This is a genomic window from Novosphingobium sp. LASN5T (genome assembly GCF_003856955.1).
Taxonomy (GTDB): domain Bacteria; phylum Pseudomonadota; class Alphaproteobacteria; order Sphingomonadales; family Sphingomonadaceae; genus Novosphingobium.
In genome coordinates this window covers 68,719-89,200 of the sequence record NZ_RQSI01000010.1, presented here as the reverse complement: position 1 = coordinate 89,200, position 20,482 = coordinate 68,719, and the positions used below count along the sequence as shown (strand labels likewise).

Here is a 20,482-nt window from a genome sequence, read left to right as displayed (position 1 = left end):
TTATTGGGAGGTGCTTTCCAGCCAGGCGAGTATCTCGTCGCGGTTCTCGTCGAGCCTGGGCGGCGGGGCATCGACAGAGGGTTCGCCCGGCACCATGCGGAACCCGACGCCCGGCAGGCGCACATCGCCATCCAGCGGCAACCCCGGGACGGCGAGCGACGCCAGGGCGCCCGGCCCGGCCAGCGCCGAAGCCTCGTCCACCCGTCGCACCACGCCGCACGGTATGCCGGCAGCGTTCATGCCGGCTTCCCAATCCGCCGCATCCCGCGTCGCGATCACGCCGGCCACTTCCGCCTTCATGGCATCGAAGTTTGCACGCCGCGCGTCGTCCGTCGCAAAGCGCGCATCGCGCAGCCATTCTTCCTTACCCACGAAGCGGGCCAGGGCTTCGAACTGGTTCGGCTGCACCACGCCCAGGGAAATCTGTCGGCCATCGCGCGCGACAAACAGAGACGCCGTGGGCAATCCGCTGTAACCGGTGTTGCCCATGCGCGACATTGGCTGACCGGTGACGAGATAGGGCGTCAGCGCAGATGTCATGAATGCGAGGCTGGCGTCGAACATCGACACATCGATATAGCTGCCACCGCCGCCGCGTTCGCGCTGCATCAGGCCGGACAGGATCGCCAGCGCGGCCGTCTGACCGGTCAGTGTATCCACGATCGGGAACCCCACGCGAACGGGCGGATCGCCTTCCTCGCCGCTCAGCATCATCATCCCGCTGGTCGCCTGGACGATGTTGTCGATCGCCGGCCAATCGCGCTGAGGGCTGTCCTGTCCATAGCCGGATACGGAGCAATAGACGATATCGGGGCGCAGTTCGCGCACCGCATCATAACCGAGTCCCAGCCGCGCGATCACCCCCGGGCGGAAGTTCTCCAGCAGCACATCGCTGCGCGAAACGATGGCGCGGGCAATGGCCAGATCGGCTGCGTCCTTGAGATCGAGCGCGATCGATTTCTTGCCCGCGTTGGCGGCGATGAAGGCGGGCGCCATGCCGTCGAAACGGCGATCCGAGCCGTAGGAACGGAACCCGTCGCCGCGTTTGGGCTCGATCTTTATCACCTCTGCCCCCATCTGCCGCAGCAAGTGGGATGCGTAAGGCCCTGCCATGACGTGGCTGAAATCGGCGATGCGGATGCCCGCAAGCGGCTTGGTCATGGTTTCTCCGGAAATTGCTTGCGAACGACGGTCCAGCCCGTTCCCGCGCAAAGACCGCAGGGATCGCCCGCGAACATCGCGCCGGCGCGCTTGCTGCCCTTCAACTGCCAATCAAGCCAGGCCACCCCGACGCGCGCATATTCGCCCCCGTTGACCATCTGGTACGTGCCGCCATGCCCGGTCGGCAGGTTGCCGTAGAACACGGGAACGTGATCGATGCGATTCACGTCGTCCGTGCCGTTGGGATAGGCGATATCGGTCGGTCCGCCCAGGATATAGGCAACGGGCGTATGCAGCTTGCGCAGATCATCCTTGGTCACGGGAACGCCGCTGATGCCGGTGTTCCCGCGGTTATAGACACCGCTGTTCATCACCATGACGGTCTTCACGCGCGGATCCGCGCCTGCGACAATCGCCTGCAATCCGCCGCAACTGTGCCCCATCACCGCGATGCGGGTCGTATCGATCCGCCCCTTGAACGATCCCGCCCGGTCCGCGCGCACGGCCCAGTCGATCGCCGCGACCAGCTGCCCGGCGGTCGTTTCGTCCGGCGTCGGACGCGGCGGCGGGAACGCGACCGGTGGGCCATCGGGCAGCCGATCCAGTGCGGGACTTTCCACACCCGGCGCTCCGTTGGCGATCACGAAATAGCCATGGCTTGCGATCTCGCGCAGGAAATGGCTGGCGGAAAGCCCATTGTTCTTGCACCCGCCGTTCCCCCACAGCACCAGCGGCAAACGCTGGCGCGGCAGGCGGGCCGGGCGGTAGATCGTATAGCCCGGCGCATCGGCGCGGCTTTCAGCGACCGCCGGCCAGGCACCGGCGCCCGCAGGCGCGCCGATAACCCCCGGCCCGTGTGGAGCGCCCGCCGCTTGCGCGGACGCCATCGTCGCGACCAGCCCCGCCAGGACGATCAATCGTTTCATGATTTGCCCCCACATTCGATCCGGTCGCGGCCACGCACCGCGGCGCGCGCGGTGCGAAACGCTCTCATTCCATCAAGGCCAAAACGCGCGAGCGCCCGGGCATTGGCTTCGGAATCCCGCAGATAAAGCGCATCGAAACGCGCCTGCTCGGACGCAGAAACGCCGCTGATCACGACATGCCGCGCGCGCGCCTCCTCCATGCCCTTGTCCAGCGCGACACGGATTTCCCGCGCCAGCGCCGCTTCCCATACGGGTTGAGCTTCGGTCAGGATGGCGCGTTCCTCATCCGTCAGGCTGTTCCAGCGTGCAGCCCCCATTGCCCTTGCGGGATAGGCACCGCGCGGGACAGCCAGCGTGTTGTAATACCTGGCCACTTCCGCAAAATGCAAAGCCTTGAAGGTATCGCCTGGCGCGATCACGCCATCGATCACGCCCTTGGCCATGGACGAATAGACATCCGCCATCGGCATGTTGACGGGATCGGCTCCAAGCGATTCCAGCACCGTCAGCAATTCCGTCGGCGCCCGCAAACGCAGGCCGCGCAGATCGGCAAGGCTGCGCACCTGCCGGTTTGTCGTAACGATGCCAGCCAGCGATCCGCCCTGAACCGCCAGAACCTTGAGGCCCTGAAGCTCGCGGCCGATTTCAGGCTCCGCAGCGGCGATGCAGCGATAGAGCGCAACCTGCGATTCCACGCTATCCGCGCCGCTGTAGAAGCCGGTCTGGATGCGCAGCAGATGGGTGCCGCCGCGCGCGTAGATCGGCGTTATCAACCCCACGTCCGCCACACCGTGACGGAGTTCCTCCATCGACATATCCGATGAAAGCAGCGCGCCCGACCAGCTGGGACGAATCCGGATACGGCCGTGCGAGCGCTGCTCCACGAACGCCATCCACGCCTGATCCGCCTTGCTGAACGGATGGTTCGGGCTGTACGGCGTTGCATAGGTCAGCTCGGTCACACCCGGCGAAGCTGGCCGCGCGCACGCGCTGATCAGCATTGCCAGGGCCAGCACCAGACGTTTCACGCAAGCCCCCGCGCGACCAGGAAATCGGCAACCAGCGTCACCATGCGGTCGTGATTCCAGTTCTTGGCATCGACCATGTCCGCGTCGATCGAAAGGACGGGGACGCCCGCCGCTTCCAGTGATTGCGCGGTGATCTTCGTGCCCGATTGCGAAAGCCGGTTGTCCGGCGGCAACAGCACGACGCAGGCATCGATCCCGCAGCGCTCCGCCTCGCTGGTCATCCAGCCGTTCATCCACGGTGGAAGGTGCAACACCTCGTTCATCGAGCAGATACGGCTGGCCAGGGCATCCATCGGGCGTCCGTGCAACTCGCGGATATACTGCGGCCCGGCGAACGGCATGTACATGGACCAGACGAACACGGCGCCGAGCCGCTCTTCCAGCGCTTGGTAGAAGCCCGGGTCGTGCCACACCCCGGCACCGATCCACATCAACCGGATCTTCTCATGCGCGGCGGTGCCCGCCCCGCTGGCGATGCGCTCCATCACTTCATCGCGGAAGCGACGAGCATGATCCACCGCCCAGTCCGATCCCCGGTGCCATTGCGGGATCATGGTGTTGGGCATCTGTTCGGCGATGGATACCGGGCACGGACGCGCGCGGCCGATCGCCTGCGCGGCCTCCCAGATATACCCTTCCTGCTCGTTGATCCGCTCCATCAGGTGATGGAGCCTGGCTTCGTCGAACTTGCGGCCGGTGCGATTTTCCAGCAGCGCGATAAGGTCGCGCATCTCGGAAACCATCAGCGCGATGCGGTCGGCATCGTAGATTTCCTGCCAGTCGTTGCGGGAATGCGCGAACCAGCGCGGGTCCTTGTGCTCCCACGCGGGCGCCTCCATCGGGAAGAACTCGCTACCCAGCGCCTCGGCCCACTGGCCGAAGACGTGCTGGATGCAATCGCAGGTCATCCGCGCGACCAGCACGGTCGGCTTGGGCAACCCGCCCCACGGCGCGGACTTGGGATCGTTGGCCAGCGTGCAGGCAAGGCCCAGCGAACAATACTTGCAGCTGTTCTCCGGAAAGCCATGGCGCGCCATCACTTCGAAGTACTGGTTCGAAAGCTGCTTGGCCGAAATGTAGGCCGACCACCACTGGTTGGTGATGATCGGGATGTCCATCACGTGAAAGATCTCGTGCGGCGTATCGGCCTGGACGATTGCGAAAGGTTCGCCTTCATCCACCACCCGGCGCTTCAGATCGATGCCGAACTGCTTCTGGTAGGCGTTGGCGGCGGCGGTGCAGGCCAGGTCCTTGCGGCTGCGCTGTCCGGTGGCTTGACTCATTGGAATACTCCTGCCGCTTCGAGTTCGGCGATGCGGGCTTCGGACAGGCCGCAAAGGTCACGGGCGATGGCGTGTACGTGTTCGCCCATGCGCGGTGCGCGGAAGGGCGCGGGCCGATCCCGGGAGAACAGGATCGGCGTGGCGATATGGCCAAATGGCCCCAGCAGCGGATGATCCAGCGTCACCAGCGCACCCCGCCGCGCCAGCTGCGGATCGGCATCGATCATGTCCTGGCAATCCTGCACCACGCCGCACGCAATGCCGGCCGCCTGCAATTCCGCCGCGATCGCCCGATCTTCCCGAACGGACGTCCATGCCGCAATGTCGGTGCCGGCGATCGCCGCCAGCCGCGCCCGGTCCTGTTCCCCAAAAACGGTGATCGCCACCCACCGGTCATCGCCCAGCGCCGGGAACACATCCTGGAACAGCACGCGCGGATCGGCATTGCCCGCCCGTTGGGGGCGTTCGCCACGCTTGGCTGCCGCGAGATAGTCCCGCATCTGCTGCACGCAGATTTCGTACATGGAGGCATCGATATGGCAACCGAGGCCGGTTTCCCGCCGGTGCTGGAGCGCCGCCGCGACCGAGCCCGCCATCACGAAGGGCACGATCACGTCGCCATAGGGGACGGCCCCCGGGATCACCGGATCGCGATCGGGATAACCCGTCAGGAAGGTGCGCCCGGAAAGCGCGCCGCCGGTGCCGTCCACGCCCCATTCCTGCGCCAGCGGGCCGGTCTGGCCGAAGACGCTGCCCGATACCATGACGATACCGGGGTTGCGCGCCGCCAGCGCATCGTAGTCGAGGCCCAGCTTCTTCATCGTGCCGGGCGAGAAGTTTTCGACGACGACGTCGGCCCAATCGATCAGCGGATCGATCAGTTCGCGCGCCTCCGGCTTTTTCATGTTCAAGGAAACACTGCGCTTGGACGAATTGAGATGCGCGAACCAGGGCTTATCGTCCCAGTTGCCAGCCTGCGATGCCGAAACCTGCACGTCCAGCCGCGCCAGATCGGGCCGCGTGCGGCTTTCGATCTTCACCACCTCGGCGCCGAGATCGCCCAGCGTCTTGGTCGTGATCGAACCCACCAGCGCCCAGGCGAAATCCAGCACGCGCACGCCCGCAAGCGGACCGGGGCGAGCGCCGGCATGGACGGCGGGCGCCGCTGGCGTGGTCCCCGGACGGAACGTCGCAAAGCGGTCGGGCAATCCCGATGGCGTGTCAAAGAAGGAGCGCGCGGCAAGATGGGGATCGGCCAGCACATCCGACGGCTCGTTCGCCACGCACGCGTTGATGCCGCGCCGCAGCCCCTCGATGGCGATTTCCCGCTTCGTGCGCGAACGGAAGAACGCGTCGATGGCGGCTTCCCAGATCGCCCGCGTTTCCGCTGGCAGCGTCGAACGGTTGTACGCCAGCCAGTCCGTGCCGCGCAGCGGGTTTGGCATACCGGCATCGTCGATCCAGTCGGACAGCGCCTGGTTGGCGGGCGCGCCCAGCCGCCCCGTCATCAGCGAATGGAAGCACCAGCCGTCCGCCAGCCGCCAGATCGCGCGGACAGTGGCCTGGCCATAGGCCAGCGCTCCACCAACGCGCGCAAGCTTGCGCCGGTCGAATTGCCAGCACAGCACGCCGTTGAAATTGCGGCTGAACGCGACCTGCTGGATCGAGACATCGACATGCTGCCCCTTGCCGTGCGTGCCGCGCGCATAATGCGCGGCCATCGCGCCGGACGCCGCAACCATGTCGGCGTGGAAGGTGCAGGCGTCGCCCGCCTCTTTCACCGGCGGCAGTCCCGGCTCTCCTGTAACGCGCAAAGCGCCGCCCATTGCCGAGGCAACCAGTTCCCCACCCTTCCAGCCGGAGCGCGGGCCGCCGGACCCAAAAGGCGTGACCGACACGTGAATGGCCGCGTCCGGCACGGCAACGCCAGCCAGCCCTTCCAGCCCGATGTCATCGATCACGAACGAGGCGCCTTCGACCGCGCCGCCAAGCTCGGCCCCCAGAGAGACCAGGAACCGTGCGAGAGGGCGTTCCGCCATGCCGCCGAGCACGGCGACACGATGGCCAGCAAGCGGTATCATGCGGCGCCTCCCTGCAGGAAAGCAGCGATCTCGGCCTCCACGCCATCGTTCGCGCGCCAATCGCGCCGCGTCAGGATCAGCGCGGGAATATCGATCCTTGCCAGGACATCGCGCTGCGCGGGCAGATGCCAGACGCGGGCATCGTCCTCTTCGGCGAACCACAGCACCGCCGCCAATGCGCCGCATTCGTCCGCCTGCGCTTCCAGCGCCTGCGCGCGATCGAAAAACGCCCGCACATCCGCGCGCCTCGCGTGAAGCTGACGAGCAAGTGCGGCGAACGGATCGCCAGTGCCTTCCTCGACCGGCGGCCCCGGGTCCGCCCACGCATCGCCCAGCGTTTCACCGGCCGCGATCCAGCCGGCGCGTTCGACCATGCCATGCAGCCGGCGATCCGGGGGCGGCGTACCCGCGATCAGGCAGACCCGCCCGGGCTGCGCATCCGCCGCGGCAGTTGCATTCGCCCGGCGCACGTTGGTTTCCGCGATGCCCCGCTCAAGCGCGATCTCACCGACGCCAAGACGATCGGCCAGCTTCCGCACGCTGGCAACCATGTGCTGTGCGCTGCTGGCACGTCCGATCTTGGCGACATCGAAGATCAACGGTTCGGGGCCGCCGACCTCGCCGAGCCGGCGCAGCTCGCTGATGTAGTAGTAAAGGCGCTGCGCGCCATCGTCGGCACGGGAAAACACCACGGCATCCAGGTGGTCGAGCCGGCCATCCAGCCAGTCTTGCAGGACGGAATAGGTCCAGCGCGGAAACTTGCTCTCCAGCCAGCGGTCTGCGGCGGGCGTTTCGCGGTCGATGTCCCAGGGAAGCAAACCGGCATGCACGCCTGTGGCGGCAAGCAGGTCTTGCGGCAAATCCGGGCCGAGTGATGCAATCATGGTCATTGTCCGAAAAGGCCCGGCAGCCACAGGGCCATCGCGGGAAACAGGATCAGAAGAAGAAGATGGACCAGGTCGCTGGCGAGAAACGGCATCACCCCCTTGAAGATGCGGTTGATGCTCACGTCCTTGGCGACGCCCTGGATCACGTAGAGATTCATGCCGAGCGGCGGATGAACGAAGCCGATTTCCATCGCGCGGGTGATGAAGATGCCAAACCAGATCGGCGACATGCCCACGCTTTCCACCACGGGCAAAAGGATCGGCGTGGTCAACAGCATCAGCGCCAGGCCATCGAGCACGGAGCCGAGCAAAAGCAGAAGCCCCGCCACGACGATCAGCGTCGGAATCGTTCCCAGGGCAAGGCCGGTTACCCAATGGCCGACGGCATCGGTAAGGCCTGTCACGCTGATGAACGTCGAGAAGACGAGCGCACCGATGATGACCAGAAAGATCAGACCGCTGGTCCGCAGCGTTTCGGAAAAGGCGCGGAACAGCACTTCCCGCGTCAGGCGCCCCCGCCAAGCCGTGATTGCCAGGGCGCCAACCGTGCCGATCGACGAGGCTTCGGACGGGCTGAACCACCCCAGCACGATCCCGCCCAGCACAAGGCACAACAACCCGAGCATGTCCGCGATGCGCAGCATGGCCTGCCCGCGTTCACGCCAGGTCGCCCGCTCGCTGGCAGGGGCGATCGAAGGCCGCCAGCGGACAAGCAACCAGACGACAAGGCAATAGAACAGCATCTGCGAGATACCGGGAATCAGCGTTGCCGTGAACAGCTTCCCCACGGACTGTTCCGCGATGATGCCATAGACAATCAGCGCGCCGGACGGCGGAAGCATCTGACCCAGCGTGCCCCCTGCCGCGACCGTTCCCGTGGCGAGCGCGTCCGAATAGCCGCGCTGGCGCATTTCCGGCAGGGCCACCAGCCCGATCGTGGCGGCGGTGGCAAGGCTCGATCCGTTGATCGCACCAAACCCCGCGCACCCGCCGATCGAGGCATAGGCAAGCCCGCCACGTCTGTGCCCGACCAGCTTGGCCGCGGCATCGAACAGGTCGCGGCTGGCATTGGCCGAAAAGAACAGATGCGCCATCAGCATGAACAGCGGCAGCGTGCCCAGTTCGTAGCGTGTCAACGTTTCCACCACGATCACGCCGGCCTTGATCAGCGCGGGTTCGAAGCCCAGCGCAACGATCAACCCGCCGGCGCCGACAAGCCCCAGCGACACGCCGATCGGCACACCCGAAATCAGCAACGCGAACAGCAGGACAAGGCCGATCAGGCCGGTTTCAGGCGTGGCGAACATCAGCGCTTGCGCTCCACCAGTTGACGCGCAAGCAGGACAAGCACGGCGACAAGGCCCGCGTTGAGGAACATCCTCAGCCAGCGCCACGGCACGCCGAGCAGTTCGCTCACTTCCTGGCTGCCCCACAAATCGCTGGCGAGCCACGCGGACCCCCAAAGAAGAGCGGCATAGAACGCCATCGTCAGCAATATCGAAAGGCGTTCGACGAGATGCGCGCCACCGGGCTTCAGCCGGCCCAGCACAAGGTGAACGCGCGCGTGATTGCGCGCCAGCGTTGCGGCAACGAGCGCCAGCGTCCCGGCTACCAGCACGCCCACCTGCACAAGCTCGATCGCGCCTTTCAGCGGCAGGCCGGTGTGGCGTCCGATCACCGACAACAGATTGAGCCCGGCCGCCGCGATCAGCGCGGTGCCGCCGGTCCAGATCATGATGCGCGCAAGAACATTCATGCCGCTACCTCTTGCACGCGCCCATCGGCATCGATCCGGATACCGGGCATCCCCGCATCGCGCGTTATGCCGTCGACGTAGGCGCGTATTTCTGCGGCCCGGTCCGGCGGCGCCAGAACCGGCCGCCCCGGCGCTTCGACATCGACCGGGATGATCGCCGGCACGATGGCGCCATCCGCGCCCCAATCTATCCGTCCCAGGAACGCGTTCACCGCCTGCGGGTGAAACGGCGCCAGCGTATAGGCCGGATCGGGTTCGAAACCGAACAGCGCCTTGCGCCGCTGCGCCCATTCGCGGCGGGCCGGATGATCCTGCGCCGGGCTAAGCGCGCGGGTGACGACACACCCGTTGCCAAGGCCGTGAAAGATCGGCTTCCCGCGATAGAATTCGATGCCACGCACGATATGCGCATGGTGACCGATCACGACATCCGCCCCGGCGTCGATCGCCGCATGCGACACGGCGCGTTCGTAGGGGGCCAGCCGCGCGGGCGTATGGACGATGCCCTTGTGCAGCGCCACCAGCACCAGATCGGCCACGGTGCGCGCGCGGGCAATGTCCTCGCGCAGGATCGCCACCGCCGCGTCGGTCAACGCGACGAGGTTCGCCGCGGGCGCGACCGGGCTTCCGTCCGCCGTTTCGATCGGCAACCACGCGCAGCCAGCGCGGTCCGGGCCGGCCCAGGCGCTTTCGGGACCGACGCAATTGTAGCTGAGCAACGCGATGCGCCGGCCGTTACGGCCCACCACGGCCGGCTCGCGCGCTTCGGCCAGTGTCAGCCCCGCCCCGGCATGGGCGATGCCGTGCGCATCAAGCCCGGCAATGGTATCGGCTATGCCTTCGGCACCGCAGTCGGCGATATGATTGCCGGCAAGGCTGACCATGGAGAACCCCGCCCCGGCGATCGCCGCGATATTTTCGGGCGGCGCGCCGGGCGCCGGGACGTCCCCCTTCATCTCGGCTCCGCGCGCGGTGTGTGGCACTTCCAGATGACCGATGGCGAGATCGGCGGCGCGAACCGCAGGCGCGATTCCGTCGAGCCAGTAGGGTGCGTCCGGTTCATCAAGAACGAGATCGCCCGCCAGCACAATGGAGATCGCCTCCCGGTTCACGCCGCCTTCCCCCCTCATCGCGATCGTCAGAACGCCTTGCGGACGCTGATCGCGAACAGCCGGCCGATCGGATCGGCGGCCGTGGCGTCATACCCGCCGCTGCCGTTGCCGCTGGGCGCCAGGTTCACATAGGGCGGCTTCTGGTCGAACGCGTTGCGCATTTCAAAGCCCAGAGTCATGCCCTTGTCAAAGAACCCCGTCGCCTTCTGATCGCCGATGCGCCAGCTGATCGAAAAATCGACCGGCGTGAAGCTCCCCACCGACTGCACGGGCACCGCGAGGTTGTTCTTGTACCCCCCGACGTGCGTGATCAGCACGCGCGCGCTGACCGGGCCATGATCCCACAGGATGCTGGCGCGCGCCTTGAACTTGAGCGGATTGAAAATCACGTTCAGGCGATCGACCAGCGGCGCCGTGGGCGTGACGGCGACGCGATATTTGGTGAGATAGGTTCCCGACACGTTGAACGTCAGCGTATCCCTGTCGGAAACGTCCTTGGTCCAGGTGCCGGTAAAATCGATGCCGCGGGTAATCGAAACGCCAAGGTTCTGGCTGCGCCCGTCCACGTACAGGGTGACGTTCGCAGGGTTGCCGCCGGGAAACGATCCGCTGGCCAGCGCCACGCCTTGCGCCAGCAACTGCTGAACCCGGGCGGCGGCGGCTGCATCGCGAAGGATGATGTTCGTGCCGGCATACTGCGCCTCGTTACCCAGAATGGTCAGGTTCGACAGGTTGGCGAGCACCTGGTTGCGATAGTTCACATCCCAGTACGTGATGCCGAAGTGCAGCGTCGGGGTGGGGTCGAAGTCGGCGCCGATGGACCAGGTGGTTGCCGTTTCAGGCTTCAGGTTAAGGTTGGGGCCGGACAGCGCATAGCCCTGCAACGGCGCTCCGCCGGCCGGGTTCTGATAGCTCTGGCCGAACAGGTTGTTGGAGTTGCCGTAGATTTCGGGGATCGTCGGCGCACGGAACGACGTGCCATAGCTGCCGCGCAGTTTCAGGCCCCGCACCGGCTCCCAATTGATCCCGAACTTGGGATTGGTGGTGCCGCCGACATCGCTATACTTGTCGTAACGCACCGCGGCGTTGAGTTCGAGCCGTTCAAACCCGGGCATCGCGTTGGCCGCACCGAAGACCGGCACGAACAGTTCGCCATAGACCGAATCGACCTTGCGTCCAAAATTGCGGAACACGATCGGCGTGGTCGGAGCGCCGCGCGCCGATCCCAGCCCCACGGTGAAATCCTGCCTTTCGTAACCGCCTGCCAACTTCACTTCACCACCGGGCAGCGCGAACAGCGGCCCGTTGATGCGCCCTTCATACGTCTTCAACCGCCCGTTGGTCGGCGCGAGGAAGATCTGGTTGGCAAGGACAGCGCGGACCGCGGCGCTCGTGCGCCCCAGGCCATAGGGATCGAACGCGGTGGCCGGATCGCTGCTGGCCAGCGCGGCCGTCAGCGCGCCATTGTTCAGCCCGAAGTAGGAGCCGGAGAAATCGTGCGTCTTGCCATAGCCGAACAGTGCCTCGACTTCCCAGTTGTGCGGCAACTTTGCCTTGATGCCGGGCGTGATCTGCCAGCTTTCGGCATAGCCGAACGAATCGTTGGTCGGCAGGTCGTTGCGGAAGTTGTAGTCCAGTGTGTAGCTGGTGCCGGTGAAGCCAGCCGGGCGCACAAAGAACGCGTTGGTCTGCGGAACCGTTATGCGGGCGTTGGTGAACCCGGACTTCCGGTAGAAATCGCGCTTGGAATAGAACCCGTCGTAAAAGACGCTCAGCCAGTCGGTAAGGTCGTACCGCCCGGTGCTGTTCACCGAATCATACTTCTGCCGCGGCGCCAAGTCCTGGTTGGTCAGTTCGTCGCACTTGTTAAGCGTCCCCGCGACAAGCGCACCCGCGGTCGCCTGCGTCACGCCCGCCGCCGGTATCGCGTAAGTTGTGCCGTTCGCGTTGATATTGCCCGGCGCGCAGCGCGCGATGCGGTAATCCGCGCCTCCGAACGGAGTCTGGTTGTTGGTGAAGAACGAACGGTTGTCACCGCTCAGGTTGGAGCGTTCGACATGTTCGTAAGCCACCATGATCTGGCCGCGCTCGAACACCTTGCCCAGCGCCGCACCCAGCGAATATTCATGAAAATCGCCGCGACCGCCGATGCCCGCACGCGCGAACACCTCGCCTCCATCCAGCGACCGACGCGGAATGAGGTTCACCACGCCGGCAACCGCATCGGAACCGTAGATCGCCGATGCGCCGTCCGCCACGACCTCGACCCGTTCGACGCCCAGCGAAGGCAGGACGGAAGGATCGATCGATCGGCTGTTGTTGGTCACCCGGTGGCCATCGATCATCACCAGCGTCGCATAGGGGCCGATGCCGCGCAGGTTGACCGAGTTGCCGTAAGTGATGTTGCCACTACCGCCGGACTGGCCGCGCGAATTCTCCGAAACGCCCAGATCGAATACCTGCGGTATTTCCTTGACCATGCGATCGACTGTTACCGCGCTGGACGCCTCGATTTCCTTCCGCCCCAGGGTGGTGACGGTGGAGCCCACCGGCGCCTCGCCGCGCACGCGGCTACCGGTGACGATGATTTCGGCGCTGCTCGGTTCGTCCTGCGCGGCGTCCTGGGCCATCGCGGGCACTGCCGCGATCGCCAGGCCACAGCTGCCGATACAGAACGCTGTCCGTAAACGCGTGATCTTATTGCCCTTCATGTTGACTTACTCCTTCCCCGCGGCCGGCTGCGCGGCCTTTCCTTCCAATGATGCTCAATCGGCGACTGGCAGGTCGATCCACGACGTCCCGCGCCCGCCGCGTTCGACGGCGATGACGGGCGCTGGCGTCTGCATGATCTGCTTGAGATTGCGCTGGCGCGGATCCGCGCCGGCGATCGTCACGCGCAACCGCGCGCCGGCCGGCACGATCCGTGAAACCGGTGTAAGGTCGATCGCCAGATCGGCCTGCTGCCCCACCGGCAGCGGCGCCACGTCGCGCTGCAGGCCGGAATGCCACGGCAGGCCCAGCGTGTTGTAAGGGGCGGCGACCAGCTTTCGGTGCGACAGCGCCAGCCGGCCGAACGAGACGACCTCGACCTTGCCGTCAGCGGCCACTTCATCCAGATAGACGAACACGTTGGCATCCGGCTTGTCGGCCGAAACCTTCAGGCGCACCACGGGATAGCCGACCAGCTTCATCGCACGGGCCAAAGGTGCGCTGGTGTAGCTCAGTCCCTTGTCATCCATGGGCCTGGCCCAGAAAGCGAAGTAGTCCGGGTCGGGCAGGTCATAGCGCACCGTGAAGCGATCGGTGCCGCGATTGGCCGGCGTGGAAGCCAGCATGCCATCGTTGACCGACCGGGCAGAGCCGCTTCTGCCTCCGTCCAGGAACCATGAGACGGGCTTCACGCCCTCGCCCGGCAAGGACCGGGAACGGACATACCCGCCCTTCCCCTCCAGGCCTTCCACCCAGTAGGTCGCGCGCGGCTCGCGCTCGATGCCGTTGTCGACGCCCTTGAGGTAATGGTCGAAGTAGCGGCGGACTTCGCCGGTGAAATCGAACCCCGGCGGCGGCACGCAATGACTGCCCGGACCAGCCAGGAACTTCGCGCCGGGGAGGTTGGCCGCGCTCAGAATCGATTGCGCGGTCGGTTCGTCCTGCCAGTTGCTCCAGAAGTAGGTGGCGATACCGGCCCGGCGGATTGCGCCCATATAGTTGTAGACGCTGGCTTCGTTCCAGAAGGCATTGCCGGTCAGCGGCGAAACACTGTCGCGATAGGGCATGCCATACCACAGGGCCGCCATCGGCGTGTTGGCCGCATGCTGGGCGACGGCGGCCTTCAATTGCATGCCGTTGGCGTCGGCATCGACCGGGACGCTTGCCAGATCCTCGCTCAGCGGTTCGTCCGGCCTCGTGTTGAACTGCGCGGTTATGCCGCCTCGCTTGACGAACGCATACTTGTCGAGATCCGAGGCGCCGATGAAAACCGCCTTGAGCGATGGCGGCGCCGTGGTGGCGGTGTGAAACGTAGCCCCGCCCAGATACGAACAGCCGATCATGCCGACCTTGCCCGTGGAGAACGGCTGGTGCGCCAGCCATTCCACCAGATCGTACCCGTCCCGGGCTTCCGTCCGGTCCTGGAAACCATGGCGGCTGCCGAAAGACGCGCCCTTGCCGCGGATGTCGGCCACGGCGACGACATAGCCCGCCGCGATGAGCGACCGGAGCGCCATCCGATCATTCAACGCCACCTCGTTGACCTTGCCGTCCTGTCCGACGAAGCGGGCACGGTATGGCGTGAACACGAAAATCACCGGCAGCGGCGCACTTTCCACCCCGCCGCTGCCCGCCGGACGATAGATGTTCACGGCAAGGCGCGTGCCATCGCGAACGGGCACATAAAGCGAGCTGCGCTGTACGTCAGGATAGTCGGCAGCGTTGCCGGGCACCGCAATTGCGGCTGCTGCCGCCACCGCTACCCACCGAATCGGCTGCATGGCGCCTCTCCAAATTGTTGACAATTTGATCGGCGATCCCGACGCCGCAGGCAACGGAAAAATCGATCACAATATTGTTGACAATATTGTCCGGGGTTGGAAAACGACGGATATGGTTGAAAATCCGTCTCTCCGGGCCCCCACCGGGTCCGAAATCGCCGACTGGGTGCGCGATCGCATCCGGGCTGGCCGTTTCGTCCCCGGCCAGCGGCTGGTGGAAGTCGACATCATCCGGCAGACCGGCGCCAGCCGATCGAAAGTGCGCGAGGCCTTGCAGCGGCTGGAAGGCGAAGGCCTGGTCCAGATCGAGGAATTTCGCGGAGCTTCGGTCAAGAATGCCAGTCTGGAAGAAGTACGTCAGATCTATCGCGCGCGCGTCGCGCTGGAAGGCATTTGCGCCGGCGATTTCGCGCGACAGGCGACGCCGGAACAGAAAGAGCGGCTGTGTGCCGTTCAGGATGCCCTCGACCGCTGCGTGGAAGATCGGGCGCCCGAACGCTTCGGACGGCTGAACGTGGAATGGCACCGGCTGATCGTCGAAGGTTCCGGCAATTCGGTGATTGCCGACCTTCTCCAGCGATTGAACGTGCCCATCCATCGCCTGCTGTTCGAAAGCTTTTACGACGACGAACGTCTGCGCACCGCGAATGCGGACCACCAGAACATGGTGAAACTGCTGCTTGCCGGGGATGCGGATGCCAGCGAACAGGCCATGCGCAGGCATATCGAGGACGGCTTCGTCACGCTTTCCAAGATCGAAAGCGAATTTTACCGGTAGGCGCGGCGACGCGGCCCCGCCCCCCTCCGCCTTCAGGCGCTTTCGCGGGCGATCAGGCGAAATCCCACGTCGATCCAGCGTTCCCGCAATGGCTCGCCGTTGCCATGCTTGCGGATCGCGGCAATGGCTTCGCGCGCGATCCGCGCGCCATCGACTTCGACCGACGTAATCGTCGGCCGCATTTCCCCCGCGATCGAACTGTTGCCGAAACCCACCACGGCAATATCCTCGGGCACGCGCAATCCGGCCGCCATTGCCTCGACGATGATTCCCTGCGCCAGATAGTCCGAACCGCAAACCACTACATCGGGCATGTCCGGCAAGCGCCGGATTTCGGCGAAGATGCGGCGCGCATGACCAAACCGCGAAGGAACCTCCACACTCGATTCCGTGAGAGCGATGCCCTCGGCGGCCGGCCATTCGGCGAAAAAGCCATCGCGCCGCATCTGCGCGCGCGTGCCGCTGGCCGTCACCAGATGCGGCCGGCGGTAACCGCGCGACATCAGGAAGCGCGCCACATCGCGCCCCGCCGCCTCGTGCGAGAATCCGACCGCAAGGCCGATGGGCTCTTTGGGCAGATCCCACACTTCGATGAACAACGCAGGCGACCGGCGGACCATCGCTTCGACTTCGGGCGTGACCGGGCCGGTAAAGATGATCGCATCCACCCTGCGGCTCAACGCCGCGCGAATGAGATCCTCGGTGCGCCGGGCCGACACGCCCGTAAGCCCGAGCATGACGGTAGTGCTCGCCCCCGACAGTTCTTCCACCATCGATTGGATCGTGTCGTTGAAAATCGAGTCCGTCAGGTAAGGGATCAGCACCGCGACCATTTTCGACTTGCTGGACGCAAGCCCCCCGGCGAGCAGGTTGGGAATATAGCCGGTGGCGGCAATCGCCGCGCGGATGCGGTCGGCGGTCGCGGGCGCAACCACCGACGGATTGTTCACGAAGCGGCTGACAGTCGCCGTCGAAACCCCGGCATGCGCGGCGACATCGTCTAGCGTGGGTGATCGGCCGGGAACGTCGTTCATCCGCCTTGCCTAGCCCGCCCCGCCCCCGGTGCGCAATCGCGTTACGCGAAGCGCAAGGGAACGGAAAGCGCACCGATTTCCGGCCATCGGCTCACGGTTACCGGACCATCGAGCGAAAAGCTGTTTGTCGCACCGAGGATCTCCTCCAGCGCCACGCGCAGTTGCATCCGGCCCAGGTGCACGCCGGGGCAATTGTGCGGCCCCCGCCCGAAGGCGAGGTGCTGGGCGATGTTGGGCCTGTCGAGGATGAACGTATCGCCTTGGGGGAACACCTCCTCGTCCCGGTTGGCGGAAGCATAGACGAGCGCGATGGCCTCGTTTGCCGGAATCGTCCGTCCGCCCATTTCCACGTCGCACACGGCGGTGCGCGCAAAGCCGCGATAGGGCGTGTAAAGGCGCAGGAATTCCTCGATCGCGGCCGGAATCAGCGAAGGGTCCGCCCGCAATTGCTGCTGCAGCGCCGTGTCCCGCGAAAGATGGACGCAGATATTGCCGATCATCACCATCGGCGCGACCATGCCGACCACCAGAACCTGACGCACCGTGCCGACCAGCAGTTCCTCGGGGAAAGGCTCACCCTCGTGCCGCGCGGCCAGCAACGCGCTCGTCGGGTCGATTTCGGGGTCCTGCGGCTGCTCGCGCCGGATGGCGATCAGCCCGCGCGCCATTTCATACAGGCGCAAGCTGGTTTCCTTCATCCGCTCCGGCGTGTTGGAATGAACCGCCAGGATGAAGGCCCGGCCCGCGTCATGCAGGGTATCGAGCCAGGCATCGGGCATGCGCATCCATTCGCCAAAGATATGGACCGGCAGATAGCTGGAAAATTCGACGCAGATGTCGCCGCCACCCTTCGCGACCATGGGGGTCAACAGCCGCTGTGCCAGCGCCCGCGCCTTGTCCGCGTAGGCTTCCGATTTTTCCAGCGAAAGCAGCGGATTAAGAGCCTTGCGATAGGGCGTGTGCTCGGGCGGGTCGAGGTGAAGCGGCGGCCGGCGGCCCGTGTACGCCACCTTGGGCACCACGTTCTGCACCGACGTGATGAACGTGGAAGAATCCGAGGCCGCACGCTTGACATCGTCATAACGCGTCAACGCCCAGAAACCACCCAGGCCATCGGTGTGCGCCACCGGACATTCCCGTCGCAAACGCGCATATTCGCGATGCGCGCTGTCGAAGTCCTCGGGCTTTTCTGGATCGAAATCCTGCGGAACGGTGGTTTTCATGGCGCGATGCATAAGTATCGACGAATGCATATGCAAGCGCTATCATCTTCCCTCACGGACACCGATGCCGCCGATAAAATGGGGAGAATGCGTGAAACAGCACCACGAAGCGCAGGGCGTGCCCGCCGTTGAACAATCGGTGGGTCGCAAGGTGCTGCTGCATCTGGTCGTCCCGGCGGCGTTCTATGTGCTGATGGGCGCGATAGACCGCACGAACGTGGGGTTTGCCGCCCTCGATATGAACCGCGCCCTCGGCCTGTCGGGCACCCAGTACGGCTTCGGCGCCGGCGTCCTGTTCGTGGGCTACATGCTGGCGAAATATCCCAGCGTGCTGCTGTACGAAGCCATCGGGATGCGCCGCTGGCTCACGGCGATAACCGCCGCGTGGGGGCTGGCGTCCTGCGCGATGGCGATGATCTCCACCGAATGGCAACTGTATGGCCTGCGCGTGCTGATCGGTTTCGCCGAAGGCGGCCTTTCGTCGGGCACGATGCTCTATCTGAGCCAGTGGGCACCCGAGCGGTACCGTGCATCGATCCTCGCCATCCCCATCACATCCATCTCGGTGGCCCAAGTCATCGGCGCGCCGGTTTCCGGGTTGCTTCTCGATCTGGATCACCCACTGGGGATGGAAAGCTGGCGCCTGATGTTCCTGGCCGAAGCGCTCCCGGCCCTCGCGCTTGCGGCATTCGCATGGCTGCATTTCCCGGATTCGCCGGACGATGCCCGCTGGCTTACGCCCGAGGAACGCGCGTGGATCCGCGGCAACATCAAAGGCGCGTCGAAGCCTGGCGCCATGCCGGACGCGCACGCCACCGGGGCGCGCTGGGCGGTGCTGCGCGATCCGGTCGGCTGGCTGTGCTGCGCCATCTGGTTCTGCATCCTGGCTTCCAACTACGGGATCATGTTCTGGCTGCCGCAGATCGTGAAAGGCCTTTCAGGCCTGAGCGCCGGCGCCACGGGGCTGGTCGTCGCGCTGCCGTGGGCGGCCAGCGGCATCGGCCTGGTCCTCAATGCGCGCCATTCGGACAAAACGGGAGAACGCTATCTCCACGTCGCCGTGCCCTCACTTTTCGGCGGACTCGGCCTGCTGGTTGCCGATTGGGCCGGCGCCAGCCTGCCCGGACTGATCGCGCTGATCATCGGGGGCGCATGCACCGGCTGCACGGTCGCGGCATTCTGGGCAATACCGACGCGGATGCTGAAGCCCGCAAGCCTGCCGATGGGCATCGTCGTCATCAACATGGCCGGCAGCCTCGCCGGAGCCACCGTGCCCCCCATGATGGGATACCTGAAGGAAACAACCGGCTCGTTCACGCCGCCGACGCTCCTGCTGGTCGGCATCGCGGCATTGTGCGCCAGCCTGACGCTCATCGCCCGGACGGTCGCCGCGCGCGCACAGGCCGCTGCGTGAACGGTCAGGCCGGGCGCCGCCACGGCCTGCGCACGATCGCCATCCTGGCGAGCGTGGCCGCACTCGGATCGATGGCGATCCACATGCTGGTGCCGGCCCTGCCAGTGCTGGCCGGCGAGCTGGGCCTGAATCCCGCACGCGCCCAGCAAGTGGTGAGCGTCTATCTCGGCGGCCTTGCCTGCGGCCAATTGATCGCGGGGCCGGTTGCCGATCGCTGGGGCCGCCGCCCCGTTCTCCTGCTGGGCCTGGCCTGCTACATGCTGGGCGCGGCCGGCGGCGCGCTTGCCGCGAACTTCCCGCTGCTGCTTGGCGCGCGGCTGCTGCAGGCGATGGGTGGAGCGGCCGGAGTCGTGGCATCGCGCGTCATGGTGGGCGATCTGTTCGATCGCGTGGAAGCCGCAAGCAGGCAGGCCACGCTGATGACGATCGTCCTGCTATCCCCGGCAATCTCGCCCGTTATCGGGGGGCTCATTGTGACTCGCAGCGGGTGGCGCATGATCCTGGGAATGCTGGCGCTGGTGGGCGGCGCCTCGTTCGCGTCATCGTGGCTTCTGCTTCCGGAAACGCGGGACAGGACCGGTGCGCCTGCCAGCGGCTCCTCCACCGCCCATCCGCGGGCCAGTTCGGCGAGGCTTCTCAAAGGGTATGCCCGACTCCTGTCGAACCCGGGTTTTCTGCTGGCGACGGGAAGTCTCGCCTGCGCCAGCAGCAGCCTCTACATGTTTCTGGGAAGCGCTCCTTTCCTGCTGATCCGCCAGTTCGGACTGACACCGGCGCAAACGGGCACGGCGCTGCTTGCCATCGCGGGCGCCGGCATCGCCGGAACGCGCCTGGTCGGCCTGACCGAGCGCCGCGGCGATGCGCTGCTGGCAGGCACAGCGATCGCTTTGGGTGGAACATTGCTTGCCACATGGCTGGCCTACCGCGGGATCATCGGCCCGGTACCACTCGTCGCCCCGATGATGTTGCTGGGCGTGGCCTCGGGCATGATCGGACCGGCCGCGATCCATGCCGCGATCTTTGCGGAGGAAGGGCTCGCGGCAACCGCGGCCAGCCTCGCCGGGGCGACGCAGATGCTTGCCAGCGGCTGCGCCATGGCAATCCTCGGCCTGTTCGCCCCGGTCACCCCGTTACGGCTGGCGTTGGCGCTGCTGCTGACAACCGCCTTTGCGTTCTGCTGCGCGCTTTCACGCCTCCCGTCGGCACACGAACAACGCAATCGCGCGCACTGACGGACGCTATCGGGTCAACGGCGTGACAAAGCATCTATGCAAGGGCTTACATATGCGTTATCGGCCAACGCCACAAA

The 20,482-nt window shown here is 65.6% G+C and carries 16 protein-coding genes; 3 read left to right on the top strand and 13 right to left on the bottom strand.

From position 1 onward, the window contains the following. From EH199_RS08995 to EH199_RS08945, 11 genes are read right to left on the bottom strand one after another with little or no spacing between them, the layout of a single operon-like run. Entirely contained in the window at window positions 1–1,161 is a 1,161-nt protein-coding gene (locus tag EH199_RS08995) for a CaiB/BaiF CoA-transferase family protein (protein WP_124808916.1), read from the bottom strand. Continuing rightward, window positions 1,158–2,087, bottom strand: a complete 930-nt coding sequence (locus EH199_RS08990) for a hypothetical protein (protein ID WP_223806566.1) — start codon at window positions 2,085–2,087, stop codon at window positions 1,158–1,160. Before EH199_RS08990 ends, EH199_RS08995 begins: the two co-directional genes overlap by 4 nt. After that, a complete protein-coding gene (gene dctP / locus EH199_RS08985; RefSeq protein ID WP_223806565.1) occupies window positions 2,084–3,115 on the bottom strand; it encodes a TRAP transporter substrate-binding protein DctP in 1,032 nt (343 codons plus the stop codon). Before dctP ends, EH199_RS08990 begins: the two co-directional genes overlap by 4 nt. Further along, on the bottom strand, window positions 3,112–4,398 hold the full coding sequence (locus EH199_RS08980) for a 2-hydroxyacyl-CoA dehydratase subunit D (RefSeq protein ID WP_124808915.1): 1,287 nt from the start codon (window positions 4,396–4,398) through the stop codon (window positions 3,112–3,114). The genes dctP and EH199_RS08980 overlap by 4 nt, the downstream gene beginning before the upstream one ends. After that, the gene (locus tag EH199_RS08975) at window positions 4,395–6,479 is read right to left on the bottom strand and encodes a CoA transferase (protein WP_124808914.1); all 2,085 of its coding nucleotides are present in this window, start codon (window positions 6,477–6,479) and stop codon (window positions 4,395–4,397) included. Before EH199_RS08975 ends, EH199_RS08980 begins: the two co-directional genes overlap by 4 nt. Beyond that, the gene (locus EH199_RS08970) at window positions 6,476–7,363 is read right to left on the bottom strand and encodes a hypothetical protein (RefSeq protein ID WP_223806564.1); all 888 of its coding nucleotides are present in this window, start codon (window positions 7,361–7,363) and stop codon (window positions 6,476–6,478) included. The genes EH199_RS08975 and EH199_RS08970 overlap by 4 nt, the downstream gene beginning before the upstream one ends. A gap of 2 nt (window positions 7,364–7,365) precedes the next feature. Beyond that, the gene (locus tag EH199_RS08965; RefSeq protein ID WP_124808912.1) at window positions 7,366–8,673 is read right to left on the bottom strand and encodes a TRAP transporter large permease; all 1,308 of its coding nucleotides are present in this window, start codon (window positions 8,671–8,673) and stop codon (window positions 7,366–7,368) included. Beyond that, complete coding sequence (locus EH199_RS08960) at window positions 8,673–9,122, bottom strand: TRAP transporter small permease (protein WP_124808911.1); 450 nt, start codon at window positions 9,120–9,122, stop codon at window positions 8,673–8,675. The genes EH199_RS08965 and EH199_RS08960 overlap by 1 nt, the downstream gene beginning before the upstream one ends. Continuing rightward, window positions 9,119–10,234, bottom strand: a complete 1,116-nt coding sequence (locus EH199_RS08955; protein WP_223806563.1) for a CapA family protein — start codon at window positions 10,232–10,234, stop codon at window positions 9,119–9,121. The genes EH199_RS08960 and EH199_RS08955 overlap by 4 nt, the downstream gene beginning before the upstream one ends. Window positions 10,235–10,260: 26 nt before the next feature. Next, window positions 10,261–12,945: a TonB-dependent receptor domain-containing protein gene (locus tag EH199_RS08950; protein WP_124808909.1), complete on the bottom strand. Its 2,685-nt coding sequence runs from the start codon at window positions 12,943–12,945 to the stop codon at window positions 10,261–10,263. Window positions 12,946–12,999: 54 nt separating this feature from the next. Continuing rightward, window positions 13,000–14,724, bottom strand: a complete 1,725-nt coding sequence (locus tag EH199_RS08945; protein ID WP_124808908.1) for a CocE/NonD family hydrolase — start codon at window positions 14,722–14,724, stop codon at window positions 13,000–13,002. On the opposite strand from EH199_RS08945, the gene EH199_RS08940 reads away from it, so the two are divergent. Beyond that, the gene (locus tag EH199_RS08940; RefSeq protein WP_223806562.1) at window positions 14,666–15,502 is read left to right on the top strand and encodes a GntR family transcriptional regulator; all 837 of its coding nucleotides are present in this window, start codon (window positions 14,666–14,668) and stop codon (window positions 15,500–15,502) included. The genes EH199_RS08945 and EH199_RS08940 overlap by 59 nt on opposite strands. A gap of 32 nt (window positions 15,503–15,534) precedes the next feature. Here EH199_RS08940 and EH199_RS08935 read toward each other — a convergent pair whose 3' ends face one another. After that, window positions 15,535–16,536, bottom strand: a complete 1,002-nt coding sequence (locus tag EH199_RS08935; RefSeq protein ID WP_124808907.1) for a LacI family DNA-binding transcriptional regulator — start codon at window positions 16,534–16,536, stop codon at window positions 15,535–15,537. Window positions 16,537–16,577: 41 nt separating this feature from the next. Beyond that, complete coding sequence (locus EH199_RS08930; protein WP_190287192.1) at window positions 16,578–17,759, bottom strand: cytochrome P450; 1,182 nt, start codon at window positions 17,757–17,759, stop codon at window positions 16,578–16,580. A gap of 91 nt (window positions 17,760–17,850) precedes the next feature. Between EH199_RS08930 and EH199_RS08925 the strand changes: the two genes are divergently transcribed. Then, complete coding sequence (locus EH199_RS08925) at window positions 17,851–19,173, top strand: MFS transporter (protein ID WP_223806561.1); 1,323 nt, start codon at window positions 17,851–17,853, stop codon at window positions 19,171–19,173. After that, a complete protein-coding gene (locus EH199_RS08920) occupies window positions 19,170–20,405 on the top strand; it encodes an MFS transporter (RefSeq protein ID WP_223806560.1) in 1,236 nt (411 codons plus the stop codon). Before EH199_RS08925 ends, EH199_RS08920 begins: the two co-directional genes overlap by 4 nt. Window positions 20,406–20,482: the final 77 nt, after the last annotated feature.